The following is a 15970-nucleotide window of genomic DNA, read 5'->3' as shown; positions in this document are numbered from 1 at the left end:
AAAAAAATCGCCTGTCTCAGCAGGCGATTTTTTTTCTTGCTTACGCTGCGACTTTTTCGTCGCGCAGCTGACGGCGCAGGATCTTGCCGACATTGGTCTTCGGCAGCTCGTCACGGAACTCGATGTACTTCGGCTTTTTGTAAGCGGTCAGCTCGTGCTTGCAGAAGTCCAGCAGCTGCTCGGCGGTCAGGTTCGGATCCTTGCGCACCACGAACAGCTTGACGGCCTCGCCCGAGTTCTTGTCCGGCACGCCGATGCACGCCACTTCCAGCACGCCCGGATGCGACGCCACCACGCCTTCCACTTCGTTCGGGTACACGTTGAAGCCGGACACGATGATCATGTCCTTCTTGCGGTCGACGATGCGGGTGAAGCCCTGCTCGTTCATGATGCCGACGTCGCCGGTCTTGAAGAAGCCGTCGGCCGTCATCGACTTGGCGGTCTCTTCCGGACGGTTCCAGTAGCCTGCCATGACCTGCGGGCCGCGGATCGCGATCTCGCCGGTCTGGCCCAGCGGCAGCACGTTGCCGTCGTCGTCCAGGATGCAGACGTCGGTCGACGGAATCGGCAAGCCGATGGTGCCGGTAAATTCCTTGATGTCCACACGGTTGGCGGTGGCCACCGGCGAGGTTTCCGACATGCCGTAGCCTTCGATGATCGGCGTGCCGGTCAGCTTGAGCCAGCGGTCGGCCACGGCCTGTTGCACGGCCATGCCGCCGCCGTTGCACACCGAGTAGGACGAGAAGTCCAGCTTGGCGAATTCGGCGTTGTTGAGCAGCGCGTTGTACAGCGTGTTCACCGCAGGGAACACGGCCACGCGGTACTTGCCCAGCTCCTTGACGAAGCCCGGGATGTCGCGCGGATTCGGCACCAGCAAATTCATGCCGCCCATGCGCATGCCCATGAAGGCGCTGATGGTCAGCGAATAGATGTGGTACAGCGGCAGCGCGCACACGAACACCAGCTGCTCGGCCTGCGGCTTGAACTGCAGCCAGGCTTCGTTCTGCAGCACGTTGGCGATGATGTTACGGTGCAGCAGCACGGCGCCCTTGGACACGCCCGTGGTGCCGCCGGTGTATTGCAGGAAGGCGATATCGTCGTGGCCCTGCTTGACCGGATTGAGCGCCAGGCGCGAACCCTCGGCCAGCACCTGCTTGAACGACACGGCGGTCGGCAGCGAGAACGGCGGCACCATCTTCTTGACCTTGCGGACCACGAAGTTGACCAGCGTGCCCTTCAGCGTGCCCAGCATGTCGCCCATGGTGGCGACGATCACGTGCTTGACCTGGGTGTGCGCCAGCACCTGCTCTACCGTGGTGGCGAAGTTTTCCAGCACGATGATCGCTTCCGAACCGGAGTCCACCAGCTGGTGCTGCAACTCGCGCGGCGTGTACAGCGGATTGACGTTGACCACCGTGTAGCCTGCGCGCAGGATGGCCGCCATCGCCACCGGATATTGCAGCACGTTGGGCAGCATGATGGCCACGCGCGCGCCCGGCTTCAGGCCCTTGCTTTGCAGCCAGGCGCCCATTTGCAGCGACAGCTTGTCGAGCTCGCCGTAGGTCAGGAACTTGTCCATGCACACGTAGGCGTTGCGGTCGGCATACTTGCGGAACGACTCTTCCAGCAGGTGCGTCACCGAGCGGTACTGCGTGCTGTCGATCTCGGCGGGCACGCCTTCGGGGTAGGACTTCAGCCAAATCTTTTCCATGTCTTATGCAGCTTTCTTGTTCTGGCCGGGAGGTTCATCGCGCAGCATGCGCCGCAGGATTTTCCCGACGTTGGTTTTGGGCAGCTCCTCGCGGAACTCGATATATTTTGGCTTTTTATAGCCGGTAAATTGTTCTTTGCAGTAGGCCATCAACTGCTCGACCGTCAGGTTCGGATCCTTGCGCACCACGAACACCTTGACCGCCTCGCCCGAGTGCTCGTCCGGCACGCCGATGCAGGCGCACTCCAGCACGCCTGGGTGGAGCGCGATCACGCCTTCCAGTTCGTTCGGATAGACGTTGAAGCCGGACACCAGGATCATGTCCTTCTTGCGGTCGACGATCTTGACGAAGCCGTTCTCGTCCATCACACCGACGTCGCCGGATTTGAAATAGCCGTCGGCCGTCATGACCTTGGCGGTTTCGTCCGGACGGTTCCAGTAGCCGGCCATCACCTGCGGGCCGCGGATCGCGATCTCGCCCGGCTGGCCCAGCGCCACTTCATTGCCGTCGTCATCGAGGATAGCGATGTCGGTCGACGGCACCGGCAAGCCGATGGTGCCGGTGAAGGCCTGGCTGTCGGCGCGGTTGCAGGTAGCCACCGGCGACGTTTCGGACAGGCCATAGCCTTCGATGATGGATACGCCAGTCACCTTCAGCCATTTATCGTTGACGGCTTGCTGTACCGCCATGCCGCCGCCGTTGCAGATCTTCAGTCCCGAGAAGTCCAGGTTGCCGAACGACGGATGGTTCAACAGCGCGTTGTACAGCGTGTTCACCGCCGGCAGCATGTTGAACTTGTACTTGCTCAGCTCCTTGATGAAGCCGCCGATGTCGCGCGGATTCGGGATCAGGATGTTCAGCGCGCCCACCCGCGTGCCCCACATCGCGCAGCAGGTCAGCGCAAAGATGTGGTACAGCGGCAGCGCGCAGACGATGGTGATCTGCTCGGCCACATTGCCCAGCGCCGGCTTGGACCAGGCCTCGTTCTGCAACAGGTTGGCCACCAGGTTGCGGTGCGTCAGCGTGGCGCCCTTGGAGACGCCGGTGGTGCCGCCCGTGTACTGCAGGAAGGCCGCATCGGAAGGCTGCAGCGACACCGGCGTCAGCTTCATGCGGCCGCCCTGCGACAGCGCATCCTTGAAGCGCACCGCGTTCGGCAGCGAGAATGGCGGCACCATCTTCTTGACGTTGCGCACCACGAAGTTGACCAGCGCGCCTTTGACGCCGCCGAGCATCTCGCCCATGCTGGCCACCACGATGTGCTTGACCTGCGTGCGGCCCAGCACCTGTTCCAGCGTGGTCGCAAAATTTTCCAGAATCAGGATGGCTTCGCTGCCCGAATCGTTGAGCTGGTGCTCCAGTTCGCGCGGCGTGTACAGCGGGTTGATGTTGACCACCGTGTAGCCGGCGCGCAGGATGGCGGCGATCGCGATCGGATACTGCAGCACGTTAGGCATCATGACGGCGACCCGCGCACCCTTCTTCATCCCGCGGCTTTGCAGCCAGGCGCCCAGGCGCTTGGAATACGCGTCGACTTCGGCATAGGTGAGGAATTTGTCCATGCAGACGTAGGCGTTGCGGTCTGCGAACTTGTGGAAGGATTCTTCCAGCAGCTGCACCAGGGAGCTGTACTGCCCCGTGTCTATCTCCGTCAGCATGCCGGGCGGGTATGACTTCAACCAGATTTTTTCCATCCTGTGCCTCGTGTCTCGAATTATCGTTGTAAGGTCCGGCGCACAGTGCCGGTTCAGGGTCGGTGATTCGTCTATGCGAACTTCCGGAGCCTACTTATGACGATGCTATCGGGCAGCAAGCTCAGACGCAAGCGCATTTAACCATATTTGAAGGCGCCTTCTAACGGCTTTTTATGTTGCGTCGCAACATCAATGCGGGCCTTCCGGCGGCGTGTCCGCCTGCTTGCTGGTCTCTGCATTGAGCATTACGGGGCGGCCCAGTTGCTGTAGCTGCTGCTGACGTTGAACTAGATCAAGAGAAGCTAAATTTTGCACTGCACCATAAAATCGCACGAACGTTCGTTCCTGCTTCAGCAAGGAACGGAAGGCAGGCAAATAATCGTGGTAAGTTCCCACAGCGCTGAGGTGGGCGTTGGTCAGCGGCTCGGCAAACCAGCGGTCGTAGCCGGCGTAGCCGCCCCAGCTGTCCTTGAGCTTCTGGTACTCGGTTTTCAGGTGGGCGAAGATGCGCGCCTTCTCGGCCCGCTTGTGGCGGGTGCTGGTCTTGCCGGCGTAGGTGTCGGCCAGCATCTTGCGGTGGCTCACCAGCAGTTCGAGGAAATCCTGGCGGCGCGCGTTGTAGCGGGTGTAGGCTTCGCGCATCGGATCGGTGCCGTACAGCTCCAGCCAGCGCGCCACGCCGGCCTCCTCCACCGCCGTCGCGAAGCCTTCGTTGAACTGGGTATCGCCCTGCACGTACACCACCTGGTGCGCCAGTTCGTGGAACACCATGCGCGCCAGCTCGGCATCGGAATAGTTGATGAAGGTCGACAGCAGCGGATCGCTGAACCAGCCCAGCGTGGAGTAGGCCGGCACGCCGCCCACCTGCACATCGTTGCGCTCCTTGCGCAGCTCGTCGGCGTAGGCCATCGCGTCTTCCTTGCTGTAGTAGCCGCGATAGCTGACGCAGCCGGCGATCGGGAAGCACCACTGGATGGGCCGCAGCGACAGCTCCGGCGTCGCCACCACATTCCACAGCACGAAGGGGCGCGTCAGCGCGGCATAGTTCTTGTAGCTGGCGTTGTCGGGCAGGCCCAGTTCCTTGACGGCGAAGCGGCGTATTAACAACGCTTTTTCCAGGCGGGCCTTCAGTTGGGGATCGGTGCTGGGATCGCCCAGCCAGTCTTCAATCGGACGGGCGTCCGACCACAGCGCATACTGGCCCTGGGCGGCCTGCATGTAGTACTTGAGCTGAGCGCAACCAGCCAGCAGAAGTGCCGCGCAGCCCGCCGCCAACCAGTATCGGGCACGGACGATTCGGCGGGCTAGGTTGCGCATACATTACCTTCAAGCAGCGACTCTTTCGACTTGTACCAGTGTATCGTAAAAAGTTGGTGCGCGGCCCATATCAGTCAACTGTTGGCTTGTTACCTCATTGGCGTTCTTGCCATCCCTGCCTAGCTTTTTCCACCATACTGACAAGCCTACAACGAGGCCCGCCCGCGCCTTGTCCGTGACCCGCGCCTTGGCGACGAAACTGCCGCGGTCATTGAAGATGCGCACCATGTCGCCGTCGACGATGCCGCGCTCCGCGCCGTCGTCCGGATGGATGTCGAGGTGCGGCTCGCCCTCGGCCGAACGCAGGCTTTTCACGTTGACGAAGCTGGAGTTGAGGAAGTTGCGCGCCGGCGGGGAAATCATCGCCAGCGGAAACCGTTTAGCCAGTTCCGGATTACTGGCCACCGATTCGTACGGCGGCAGATAGGTGGGCAGCGGATCGAGGCCGTCGGCCTCCATCGCGGCGGAATAAAACTCGCACTTGCCGGACGGCGTGGGGAAGCCGCCCTGCGCGAACGGCGCATCCGGCACATTGAGCTTCTGCCAGCCCTTCTGCTTCAGCGATTCCCAGTCGAAGTTGACGGCGCGGACGTCCTGCGCGTTGAAGGCCATGGCCGCCAGCTGGTCGTCGCTGTCCTGGAAGCACGGATCGTCGAAGCCCATGCGCGCGGCCAGCAGGCGGAAGATCTCGGTGTTGGCCTTGGCCTCGCCCATGGGTGCGATGGCGGCGTTGTTGGCCATCATGTACAGGTGGCCGTAGGACGTATGCGCGTCGACGTGCTCCAGCTGCGTGGTGGCCGGCAGCACGATGTCGGCATAGTCCACGGTGTCGGTCTGGAAGTGTTCCAGCACTACGGTGAACAAATCCTCGCGCGCGAAGCCGGCCATCACCTTGGCCGAATCCGGCGCGATCGCCAGCGGGTTGGCGTTGTAGACGATGACCGCCTCGATCTCCGGCCCGAACTCCGGCGACGCGGAGCGCAGCAGGTCGTCGCCGATGGTGGTCATGTTGATGGTGCGCGGCTGGTTCTTCAGCAGGTCGGGCCGCTGCAGCGCCGCCTTGTTGGTCGGGAAGGAGCCGCCGGACGACAGCTGGATGCCGCCGGCCGGATGGCGCCAGGCCCCCACCAGCGCCGGCAGGCAAGCCATGTTACGCACCGACATGCCGCCGCCGCGCACGCGCTGCACACCGTAGTTGGTGCGGATCGCCACCGGCTCGCCGGCGCGCGCCATCGAGCCGTACAGGCGCGCCAGCTCGACCACTTCGGCCACGCCGATGCCGCAGGTCTCGGCGGTGCGCTCCGGCGTCCACTCGGCCGCGCGCTGCTTCAGTTGCTCGAAGCCCAGCGTGTACTGCGCGATGTAGTCGTGGTCCAGCAAGTCTTCGGCGATCAGCACATGCATCAGGCCCAGCGCCAGCGCGGCGTCGGTGCCCGGCAGCAGCGCGATGTGCTGGTGGCACTTCTCCGCCGTCAGCGAGCGGTAGGGATCGATGGCGATCAGCTTGGCGCCGTTGCGCTTGGCTTCCTGCGCGCGGGTCCAGAAATGCAGGTTGGAGGCAATCGGATTGCCGCCCCAGATGATGATCAGCTTGGCGTTCTGGAACTGCTCCATGTCGATGCCGATCGAGCCGCCTATCGTGTACTTGTAGCCGGTGAAGCCGGCCGTCGCGCAGATGGTGCGGTCCAGCAGCGAAGCGCCGATCTGGTTGAAGAAGCGCGACGACATCGACTCGCCCTGCACCAGCCCCATCGTGCCGCAGTAGCTGTACGGCAGGATTGCTTCCGGCAAGCGCGCGGCAATGGCTTTGAGCTTGCCTGCGATGGTGTCCAGCGCCTCGTCCCAGCTGATGCGCTCGAACTTGCCCTCGCCCTTCTTGCCGACGCGGCGCAGCGGATGCAGCAGGCGGTCCTCGTGGTAGGTGCGCTCGGTGTAGCGCGCCACCTTGGTGCACAGCACGCCGGCGGTGGTCGGATGGTCGGGGTCGCCCTTGACGGCGGTGGCTACGCCATCCTCCACCGTCACCAGCAGTGCGCAGGTGTCGGGGCAGTCATGCGGGCAGGTCGCGCGGACTTGTGTGGTTGTCATGTCAAACGCCTAAAAAACGTGGATGCAAAGCAGTATGGTAATCGATAAGGCGACGATTCCGCCGGCGCTGGATTTGTTTGCACGACAAGGGCTACAATGGCTGATCTCGATGCCCAAAAGGCAAGCGAACCCGATATTGGAGAAGCAGATGAAACTAGTAGATCCCATCATTGCATTTCAATCTGAAATACAGCAAATCCGGCGTGACCTGCACGCCCATCCCGAGCTGTGCTACGAAGAAAAACGCACCTCCGAAGTCGTCGCCGACAAGCTGGCCGAATGGGGCATCCCCGTGATACGCGGCCTGGGCCTGACCGGCGTGGTCGGCATCCTCAAGAGCGGCCATTCCAAGCGCGCCATCGGCCTGCGCGCCGACATGGATGCGCTGCCGATGCAGGAAGTGAACACCTTCGCCCACGCCTCGCGCCATCCCGGCAAGATGCACGCCTGCGGCCACGACGGCCACACCGCCATGCTGCTGGGCGCGGCCAAGCATCTGGCCGCGCACCGCAATTTCGACGGAACGGTTTACCTCATTTTCCAGCCGGCCGAGGAAGGCGGCGCCGGTGCGCGCCGCATGATCGAGGATGGCCTGTTCGAGCAATGCCCGATGGACGCGATCTACGGCATGCACAACTGGCCGGGCGCGCCGACCGGCACGATGAGCGTGGTCGAAGGGCCGATGATGGCGTCCAGTAACGAGTTCTACGTCACCGTCAAAGGCAAGGGCGCGCACGCGGCCCAGCCGCACAAGGGCATCGACCCGGTGATGGTGGCGGTGCAGATCGCGCAGAGCTGGCAGACCATCATCAGCCGCCAGAAGAGCCCGCTGGATACGGCCGTGCTGTCGATCACGCAGATCCATGCGGGCAGCGCCACCAACGTGATACCCGACGAGGCCGAACTGGTCGGCACGGTGCGCACCTTCACGCAGCCGGTGCTGGACATGATCGAACAGCGCATGGAGGAAATCGCCAAACACACGGCCGCCGCCTTCGGCGCCGAGGTGGAGTTCAAGTTCCGCCGCAACTATCCGCCGCTGGTCAACCATGCGGCCGAAACCAGGTTCGCGGTGGAGGTGATGAAGTCGGTGGTGGGTGCGGACCATGTCGACGACAACGTCGAGCCGACCATGGGCGCGGAAGACTTCGCGTTCTTCCTGCAGGCCAAGCCGGGCTGCTACGTCTTCATCGGCAACGGCGAGGGTGAGCACCGCGACGGCGGCCACGGCCTCGGCCCGTGCGTGCTGCACAACGGCAGCTACGACTTCAACGACAACCTGCTGCCTATCGGCGCCAGCTTCTGGGTGCGCCTGGCCGAGCAGGCGCTGCCGGCTGCTTAAGCCAGCCGGTCCGGGGCGGTGCCGACGCGCTGGCCCGGGTTCAATGCCTCCAGTCCCAGCAGGGCCGCCGAATGGTCGGCCTGCGGGATGGTTTCCGCCAGCGCCTGGTAGCGCTCCGTGACCAGCTGCGTCACAGGCAAGGAAATGCCCGCCGCTTCCGCCGCCGCCAGGATATTGCGCTGATCCTTCAGCTGCGTCTTCACCTGTCCACCGGCGACGAAATTCCGCTCCAGCATGCGCTGGCCGTGCACGTCGAGAATTTTGCTTTCGGCGAAGCCGCCGCGTATGGCCGCGCGCATCGCCGCCGGATCGGCGCCGGCCGCCTGCGCCAGCAGCAGGGCTTCGGCCACGATGTTGATGGTGGCGCCGACGATCAGCTGGTTGCACAGCTTAGCCACTTGGCCGCTGCCGGCCGGGCCCACCAGCGTCGGCCGGCCCATGGCCGCCAGCACCGGCTGCAGCTCGGCGAAATCTTCCGCGCTGCCGCCCGCCATGATGGCCAGCGTGCCCGCCGCCGCGCCGCCGACGCCGCCCGACACCGGCGCATCGACAAAACGCCGGCCTTGCGCCGTCAGCAGCGCGTGGAATTCCTGTGCTTCCGATTGGCGGGTCGAGCTCATGTCCACCCACAGCGCGCGCGGCGCCAGCGCCGGCAAGGCGTCCTGCATCACGACGCCGACGATAGGGCCGGCCTCCAGCATCGAGATGACGATGTCGGCGTCGCGCACCGCCTCGGCCAGTTCAGCGGCGGCGCGTGCGCCGGCATCGGCCAGCGCGGCGGCCTTGGCATAGGTGCGGTTCCATACCGTCACGGCATGGCCGGCCGCCAGCAGGCGGCGCACCATCGGGTCTCCCATCAAGCCAATACCGAGAAAGGCGATTCGCGTAGACAATTACAACTCCTGAGATAGTCAAAATAGCAGCCCTTCCCGGAAAAATTCCAAGAACCCCGGTACAATCTGGGCAGCCGTATACAACTGGGATACAGCATTAACATTAGCAAGGATACTATGTTCGCGAAAAAAATGATTGTGGCTATGGCCGCACTGGTAGCGGTGCAGGGTGCATATGCCGACGACAAGCTGGTCGACTCGGTAGCGATCGACTACGGCAATGCCGCCAAAGTGCAAATGGTGCGTTTCAGCGCCGCCAAGGATTGGAGCGCGCGCTGGTTCCAATCGAACGGCACCCACCTGAGCGGCTACTGGGAAGCCAGCGCCGGTTTCTGGAATCAGAGCCAGTACCAGAATATTTCGGGCAAGTCCGCGAGCCTGTGGGACGTGGGCTTCACCCCGGTGTTCCGCTTTGAGAACGACAACAAGAAGGGCTTGTACTACGAAGGCGGCATCGGCGTGCACTACCTGTCCAAGCTGTACGACAACGACACCTATCGTCTGTCGACCCACTTCCAGTTCGGCGACCACATCGGCATCGGCTACGTGTTCAACAACAACTGGGAAATCGCCGGCAAGATCCAGCACTTCTCGAACGGCGGCTACAAGAAGCCTAACACCGGCGTCAACTTCCTGGAAATCAAAGCGGCTTACCACTTCTGATCCAAAAACAATTTGGGGTCAAGTCTGACATTCGGACACGAGCCCTACCGTAACCAGCGTTACGGTAGGGCTCGTGTCCGAATGTCAGACTTGACCCCATTGTTTTTTAGACGTTGGACTCGGCGACGATCTTCCAGTTCTTGCCTTCCTTGGCCCAGTACTGCTTCTTGCGCACGGCGTGGCGGAATTTGCCGACCACGATCTGCTGCGTGAAATTGCTGACGATGACTTCCTCCTGGCTAGGCTGGCGGAAGTAGCTCGGCTCGGTGACGGTGACGCTGATCTTCTTAGCGCCGGGCAGGAAGCGGTTCTTGTCCAGCCACGCACTCACATCCTCGTCGGCCGCCGATTTGAAGCGCGGCGAATACAGCGCGCGCAAACCGGCCTCGTCGCGATTCTCGACATCGCGGCGCCAAGTCTCCACCAGCGAGCTGGCCACGCGCAAATCACGCTCCATCTGCTCCTTGCTGACGAACTCCACCTGATCGCCGATCAGGATGGGCGTCTTGCCGATCTCCACCGTGCGCGTCAGCGTGTTCAGGTCGTCATTGCTGACCACCACGCAGCCGTCGGTCGACAGCGGCGGACGGCTGAAGGTTTCCGGCGGCGTGCCGTGCACCCAGATGCCGGAGCCGCTGCGGCCCTGCACCTTGTCCCAGTCGTTCGGATAGTCGAGCGGCAGCGCGCCCTTGCCGTACATGTCGGGCAGCTTGACGCCGGGCAGATGGCCGATGATGTAGTACACGCCGACCGGCGTGCGCATATCGCCTTCCTTCAGCTTGTTGATGCCGAGCTTGCCCTGGCTGACGTAGAAGTCGGACAGCAGGCGGATCTGGTCGTTGCGGTTCTCGTACAGGTACAGGCGCGAATGCTTGGCGTCGACGATCAGCGCGTGCTTCTGGTCCTTGCGCATCTGCAGCAGCGCGCGCGGCAGCAAGGCCGGCGACGGTCTGCCAGGCTCGGCCTGCATGCGCACGGCGGCCTCGCGGCGCAGGTCGGCCAGCTTGCCTTCCGCCCCTTGCGGCGCGGCGTCGCCCAGCGCCGTAACGGCGCGGGTGTGCATCAACAGGATATCGCCGCGGACCAGGTGGCCCAGGCGGAAATTGGGATAGGCCGCGACCAGCGCATCGGCCTTTTGCTGGGCTACACGCAGGTTGTGCTGGGCCAGCTCCCTGTAGATATCAGAGAGCTGCTCTTCCGGGTTGGCTTTACGGACGACTGGCGCCCGTAACGGCTTTTTTGCGGCATAGCTGGCCTCTCCCCCCAATCCGACGAGAAGGAGCGCGCACAGCAAACCACCTGCCCGCCAGTGTTTCGAAAATCTAAAGTGTGACATCAGCTACCCGAGGACTCCTGCTTGATCTGCCATTTTCCACCATTTTTGACCAGCACGAGCGTCTTCCGGCTTTTTGCGGTGAGACGGTCTGATTCATAGGTCTGGCGGAATGTCACTTTGGCCGTGTTGCCGTTCACAAGCACTTCCGGTCCGCCCACTTCGACGCGGATGCGGCCCTTGCCTTCGATACGGGCGCGGCGCTCATCGGCCCACGCCTTGCGCGACAGCCCTTTCGGCGGCTCGAATTCGTGGCTGTAGTAGCCCAGGTAGGAATCGACGTTCTGCGCGGTCCAGGCCTTGGCCCAGCCGTGGACCTGGGCCAGCACGGCGTCGCGTTCGGTGGTGTCCGGCTTGGCGGCTTTTTCAGGTTCAGGCTTGGCCGGTTTAGTGGCCTCCGCTTTGGCAGGCTTGGCAGGCTCTGCCTGGGCAACGACCACCGGTGCGGCTTTCGCAGGCGCCGGAGCAGGCGCAGGCTTGGGCTGTTCAACCTTGGCGACGACCGGCGCCGGTACAGGAGCCGGTACAACAGGCTTGGCGGCCACAGGCGCAGGCGTTGGAACCGGTACCGGTGCAGCGGCAACTTTCGCTGCAGGCGTTGGCGTCGGCACTGGCGCCGGCGTCGCGGCAACCTTGGCTGCAGGCGCTGGCGCTGGCGTCGGTGCCGCAGCAACTTTGACGGCCGGTGCCGGTGCCGGCGTCGGCGCCGGCGGCGTGACCGACAGCGCCGGTATGCGTTGCAGCATGGTCGACTTGCCGGTATCCGGAGGAATTTGCGAGATCAGCGGCGGCGCGGCATTGGCGGCGGTACGCGGTGGCGCAGCCTGAGCCAATTGCGGTGCTGGCGCAGCAACCGGCACGGCGTTATCCGGCACGGCAAACTTGGCGCCGGTCGTGGTCGAGAAGTTGCGCAGCAAGGTCAACTTGGATTTGGCTGGCGGCGCATTGTTCGCGCCCAGCGCCAGGGCCTTGTCGTAAGCCTGGCTGGCCATCTTGCCGTAGACGTCGCCCAGGTTCTCATAGGCCGTCATATAGCTTGGATTGGTGCGGATCGCCTTCTCCAGCGAGACGCGCGCCTTGTCGTACTGGCCGCTGGCCGCGTACAGCACGGCCAGGTTGTTATACGGCTCCGGCAGGTCTTTGTAGTCCTCGGTTAGCTTGGTGAAAACGGCGATCGCCTCGTCCGATTTGTTCTGTTCGGTCAGCAGCACGCCTTTCATGAAGCGCATCTGCGGATCGGCAGGGTGTTTGCTCAGGTATTCGTTGGTCTTGTTCAGCGCCTCGACAACCTTGCCGGCCTTGGCCAGTTTGCTGACGTCCGCCATCTCGTCGGCCCGCGCGGGCATGATCGCAAGGATGGTTGCCACGATGCCGGCGGACGCCAGGGCACGGTACAGCGGGGTTGGGGCTGTCTTATTTTTCATTGAGGTCTGAAGCAAGCGCGAAAGAACACATGGTACACCTTTCGTTTCCCCAGATCAAAATCTAGCTTGTATCTTATATGCCTCTTTTCGCCACAAAAAAAACACGCCAGAATGCGAAAAACCCCACCAAGATCACTTGGTGGGGTTCTTCATATAACTAGCCTGACGATAACCTACTTTCACACTGGTTGCAGCACTATCATCGGCGCAGAGTTGTTTCACGGTCCTGTTCGGGATGGGAAGGGGTGGGACCAACTTGCTATGGTCATCAGGCATTGACTTGTACAGGCGTCGCGTCTTTTTCCGCGCCGCCAAGAATCTGGAGGAAGTATTATAAACGATTTATATCGTTTATGTAGTAAATATTTTAGGTAATGAAGTTGTTGTATCAACGAACGTTTCAACGCACTTCTTATTCACCATAACCTGCTAAGGTTATAGGGACAAGCCGTACGGGCAATTAGTATCAGTTAGCTTAATGCATTACTGCACTTCCACACCTGACCTATCAACGTCCTGGTCTCGAACGACCCTTCAAAGAGCTCAAGGCTCTGGGAAATCTCATCTTAAGGCAAGTTTCCCGCTTAGATGCTTTCAGCGGTTATCTCTTCCAGACTTAGCTACCCGGCAATGCCACTGGCGTGACAACCGGTACACCAGAGGTCTGTCCACTCCGGTCCTCTCGTACTAGGAGCAGCCCCCTTCAAATTTCCAACGCCCACGGCAGATAGGGACCAAACTGTCTCACGACGTTTTAAACCCAGCTCACGTACCACTTTAAATGGCGAACAGCCATACCCTTGGGACCGGCTACAGCCCCAGGATGTGATGAGCCGACATCGAGGTGCCAAACTCCCCCGTCGATATGAACTCTTGGGAGGAATCAGCCTGTTATCCCCAGAGTACCTTTTATCCGTTGAGCGATGGCCCTTCCATACAGAACCACCGGATCACTATGTCCTACTTTCGTACCTGCTCGACTTGTCAGTCTCGCAGTTAAGCACGCTTATGCCATTGCACTATTAGCACGATGTCCGACCGTACCTAGCGTACCTTCGAACTCCTCCGTTACACTTTAGGAGGAGACCGCCCCAGTCAAACTGCCTACCATGCACTGTCCCCGACCCGGATAACGGGCCAAGGTTAGAACCTCAAATGAACCAGGGTGGTATTTCAAGGATGGCTCCACGAGAACTGGCGTCCCCGCTTCAAAGCCTCCCACCTATCCTACACAGATTGATTCAAAGTCCAATGCAAAGCTACAGTAAAGGTTCATGGGGTCTTTCCGTCTAGCCGCGGGTAGATTGCATCATCACAAACACTTCAACTTCGCTGAGTCTCGGGAGGAGACAGTGTGGCCATCGTTACGCCATTCGTGCAGGTCGGAACTTACCCGACAAGGAATTTCGCTACCTTAGGACCGTTATAGTTACGGCCGCCGTTTACTGGGACTTCAATCAAGAGCTTGCACCCCATCATTTAATCTTCCAGCACCGGGCAGGCGTCACACCCTATACGTCCACTTTCGTGTTTGCAGAGTGCTGTGTTTTTATTAAACAGTCGCAGCCACCAGTTTATTGCAACCCGTTCACCCTACTGAAGTAAATCAGCCAAGCTACAAGGGCGTACCTTTTCCCGAAGTTACGGTACCAATTTGCCGAGTTCCTTCTCCCGAGTTCTCTCAAGCGCCTTAGAATACTCATCTCGCCCACCTGTGTCGGTTTGCGGTACGGTCTCGTATGACTGAAGCTTAGAGGCTTTTCTTGGAACCACTTCCGATTGCTTCAGCACCTAAGTGCCTCGTCCCGATCCCTTGAATTCCGCGCCCGGATTTGCCTAAGCGCCTTCTATGAACCAGAAACTGACTATTCCAACAGTCAGACAACCTTCCGCGATCCGTCCCCCCATCGCATCATACGACGGTGCAGGAATATTAACCTGCTTCCCATCAGCTACGCATCTCTGCCTCGCCTTAGGGGCCGACTCACCCTGCTCCGATGAACGTTGAACAGGAAACCTTGGGCTTACGGCGTGGGGGCTTTTCACCCCCATTATCGCTACTCATGTCAGCATTCGCACTTCTGATACCTCCAGCATCCTTTACAAGACACCTTCGCAGGCTTACAGAACGCTCTCCTACCATATCTATTGCTAGATATCCGCAGCTTCGGTGACTGGCTTAGCCCCGTTACATCTTCCGCGCAGGACGACTCGATCAGTGAGCTATTACGCTTTCTTTAAATGATGGCTGCTTCTAAGCCAACATCCTGACTGTTTTAGCCTTCCCACTTCGTTTTCCACTTAGCCAATCTTTGGGACCTTAGCTGGCGGTCTGGGTTGTTTCCCTCTTGACGCCGGACGTTAGCACCCGACGTCTGTCTCCCAAGCTCGCACTCATCGGTATTCGGAGTTTGCAATGGTTTGGTAAGTCGCGATGACCCCCTAGCCATAACAGTGCTCTACCCCCGATGGTGATACTTGAGGCACTACCTAAATAGTTTTCGGAGAGAACCAGCTATTTCCAAGTTTGTTTAGCCTTTCACCCCTACCCACAGCTCATCCCCTAATTTTTCAACATTAGTGGGTTCGGACCTCCAGTGCGTGTTACCGCACCTTCATCCTGGCCATGAGTAGATCACTTGGTTTCGGGTCTACACCCAGCGACTATCGCCCTATTCGGACTCGATTTCTCTACGGCTTCCCTATTTGGTTAACCTTGCCACTGAATGTAAGTCGCTGACCCATTATACAAAAGGTACGCAGTCACGGAACAAGTCCGCTCCTACTGTTTGTATGCACACGGTTTCAGGATCTATTTCACTCCCCTCCCGGGGTTCTTTTCGCCTTTCCCTCACGGTACTGGTTCACTATCGGTCGATTACGAGTATTTAGCCTTGGAGGATGGTCCCCCCATATTCAGACAGGATTTCTCGTGTCCCGCCCTACTTGTCGCACGCTTAGTTCCACACATCGCATTTCGAATACGGGGCTATCACCCGCTATGGCTCCTATTTCCAGAGGATTCTTCTATGCGTCATGCTAAAACGTGCAGGCTCTTCCCATTTCGCTCGCCACTACTTTGGGAATCTCGGTTGATTTCTTTTCCTGCAGCTACTTAGATGTTTCAGTTCGCCGCGTTCGCTTTGCATACCTATGTATTCAGTATGCAATGACCTAAAAGGCCGGGTTTCCCCATTCGGAAATCTGCGGATCAAAGCTTGTTTGCTAGCTCCCCGCAGCTTATCGCAAGCTACTACGTCCTTCATCGCCTGTAATCGCCAAGGCATCCACCATGTGCACTTATTCACTTGTCCCTATAACGTTAGCCCCTGCGACTAAACAAGGAGCGTTTATAGGAATAAGAAGTACTACGTTGTTGCGTTTGTTGATACATACAATCATTACCCATCGTCTTACGTTTTACCGTAAAACGATCAATAAAAATTTACTTACTTCTTCCAGATTGTTAAAGAACGTACAGCACTTGATCTCTAAAAGATCAAA

9 protein-coding genes and 2 rRNA genes are annotated in these 15970 nt (G+C 60.3%); 2 read left to right on the top strand and 9 right to left on the bottom strand.

What is annotated here, in order from left to right; all coding sequences use genetic code 11:
* Nucleotides 1–40: 40 nt before the first annotated feature.
* The 4 genes from DUGA2_RS25640 to DUGA2_RS25625 all read right to left on the bottom strand — a co-directional run bounded on the left by DUGA2_RS25640 (nt 41) and on the right by DUGA2_RS25625 (nt 6811).
* Nucleotides 41–1711, bottom strand: coding sequence for a long-chain fatty acid--CoA ligase (locus DUGA2_RS25640; RefSeq protein WP_070272252.1), 1671 nt, complete (start codon nt 1709–1711; stop codon nt 41–43).
* Nucleotides 1712–1714: 3 nt separating this feature from the next.
* Nucleotides 1715–3406, bottom strand: a complete 1692-nt coding sequence (locus DUGA2_RS25635) for a long-chain-fatty-acid--CoA ligase (protein WP_070272251.1) — start codon at nt 3404–3406, stop codon at nt 1715–1717.
* A gap of 189 nt (nt 3407–3595) precedes the next feature.
* Nucleotides 3596–4723: an aminopeptidase gene (locus DUGA2_RS25630; RefSeq protein WP_070272250.1), complete on the bottom strand. Its 1128-nt coding sequence runs from the start codon at nt 4721–4723 to the stop codon at nt 3596–3598.
* 9 nt (nt 4724–4732) lie between these two features.
* A complete protein-coding gene (locus tag DUGA2_RS25625; RefSeq protein ID WP_070272249.1) occupies nt 4733–6811 on the bottom strand; it encodes a molybdopterin-dependent oxidoreductase in 2079 nt (692 codons plus the stop codon).
* Nucleotides 6812–6959: 148 nt separating this feature from the next.
* Here DUGA2_RS25625 and DUGA2_RS25620 point away from each other — a divergent pair, with 148 nt between their 5' ends.
* The gene (locus DUGA2_RS25620; protein ID WP_070272248.1) at nt 6960–8153 is read left to right on the top strand and encodes a M20 aminoacylase family protein; all 1194 of its coding nucleotides are present in this window, start codon (nt 6960–6962) and stop codon (nt 8151–8153) included.
* On the opposite strand, the gene DUGA2_RS25615 is transcribed toward DUGA2_RS25620, so the two are convergent.
* Nucleotides 8150–9046, bottom strand: coding sequence for an NAD(P)-dependent oxidoreductase (locus tag DUGA2_RS25615; RefSeq protein ID WP_071658982.1), 897 nt, complete (start codon nt 9044–9046; stop codon nt 8150–8152). The two genes, DUGA2_RS25620 and DUGA2_RS25615, sit on opposite strands and share 4 nt — an antisense overlap.
* Before the next feature lie 117 nt (nt 9047–9163).
* Here DUGA2_RS25615 and DUGA2_RS25610 point away from each other — a divergent pair, with 117 nt between their 5' ends.
* The gene (locus DUGA2_RS25610) at nt 9164–9709 is read left to right on the top strand and encodes an acyloxyacyl hydrolase (RefSeq protein ID WP_070272246.1); all 546 of its coding nucleotides are present in this window, start codon (nt 9164–9166) and stop codon (nt 9707–9709) included.
* A gap of 106 nt (nt 9710–9815) precedes the next feature.
* On the opposite strand, the gene DUGA2_RS25605 is transcribed toward DUGA2_RS25610, so the two are convergent.
* From DUGA2_RS25605 to DUGA2_RS25590, 4 genes are all read right to left on the bottom strand, one after another.
* Nucleotides 9816–11045 carry a murein L,D-transpeptidase family protein gene (locus DUGA2_RS25605; protein WP_070272245.1) on the bottom strand — a complete coding sequence of 410 codons (1230 nt, stop codon included), beginning with the start codon at nt 11043–11045 and terminating at the stop codon, nt 9816–9818.
* Nucleotides 11045–12466: a tetratricopeptide repeat protein gene (locus DUGA2_RS25600; protein WP_070272244.1), complete on the bottom strand. Its 1422-nt coding sequence runs from the start codon at nt 12464–12466 to the stop codon at nt 11045–11047. Before DUGA2_RS25600 ends, DUGA2_RS25605 begins: the two co-directional genes overlap by 1 nt.
* 160 nt (nt 12467–12626) lie before the next feature.
* Nucleotides 12627–12739 (bottom strand): 5S ribosomal RNA (gene rrf / locus DUGA2_RS25595).
* A gap of 166 nt (nt 12740–12905) precedes the next feature.
* Nucleotides 12906–15780: ribosomal RNA gene (locus DUGA2_RS25590) — 23S ribosomal RNA — on the bottom strand.
* Nucleotides 15781–15970 lie beyond the last annotated feature (190 nt).

The organism is Duganella sp. HH101, assembly GCF_001758795.1.
In the GTDB taxonomy this organism is placed as follows: Bacteria; Pseudomonadota; Gammaproteobacteria; order Burkholderiales; family Burkholderiaceae_D; genus Rugamonas; species Rugamonas rivuli.
Note: the sequence above shows the minus strand (reverse complement) of the source record. Positions and strands in the feature narration are given on the sequence as shown.

What these genes read in the sequence shown, in the direction of transcription:
- DUGA2_RS25640 (WP_070272252.1), bottom strand. Translation starts at nt 1,711, where the DNA reads ATGGAAAAGATTTGGCTGAAGTCCTACCCCGAAGGCGTGCCCGCCGAG.
- DUGA2_RS25635 (WP_070272251.1), bottom strand. Translation starts at nt 3,406, where the DNA reads ATGGAAAAAATCTGGTTGAAGTCATACCCGCCCGGCATGCTGACGGAG.
- DUGA2_RS25630 (WP_070272250.1), bottom strand. Translation starts at nt 4,723, where the DNA reads ATGCGCAACCTAGCCCGCCGAATCGTCCGTGCCCGATACTGGTTGGCG.
- DUGA2_RS25625 (WP_070272249.1), bottom strand. Translation starts at nt 6,811, where the DNA reads ATGACAACCACACAAGTCCGCGCGACCTGCCCGCATGACTGCCCCGAC.
- DUGA2_RS25620 (WP_070272248.1), top strand. Translation starts at nt 6,960, where the DNA reads ATGAAACTAGTAGATCCCATCATTGCATTTCAATCTGAAATACAGCAA.
- DUGA2_RS25610 (WP_070272246.1), top strand. Translation starts at nt 9,164, where the DNA reads ATGTTCGCGAAAAAAATGATTGTGGCTATGGCCGCACTGGTAGCGGTG.
- DUGA2_RS25605 (WP_070272245.1), bottom strand. Translation starts at nt 11,045, where the DNA reads ATGTCACACTTTAGATTTTCGAAACACTGGCGGGCAGGTGGTTTGCTG.
- DUGA2_RS25600 (WP_070272244.1), bottom strand. Translation starts at nt 12,466, where the DNA reads ATGAAAAATAAGACAGCCCCAACCCCGCTGTACCGTGCCCTGGCGTCC.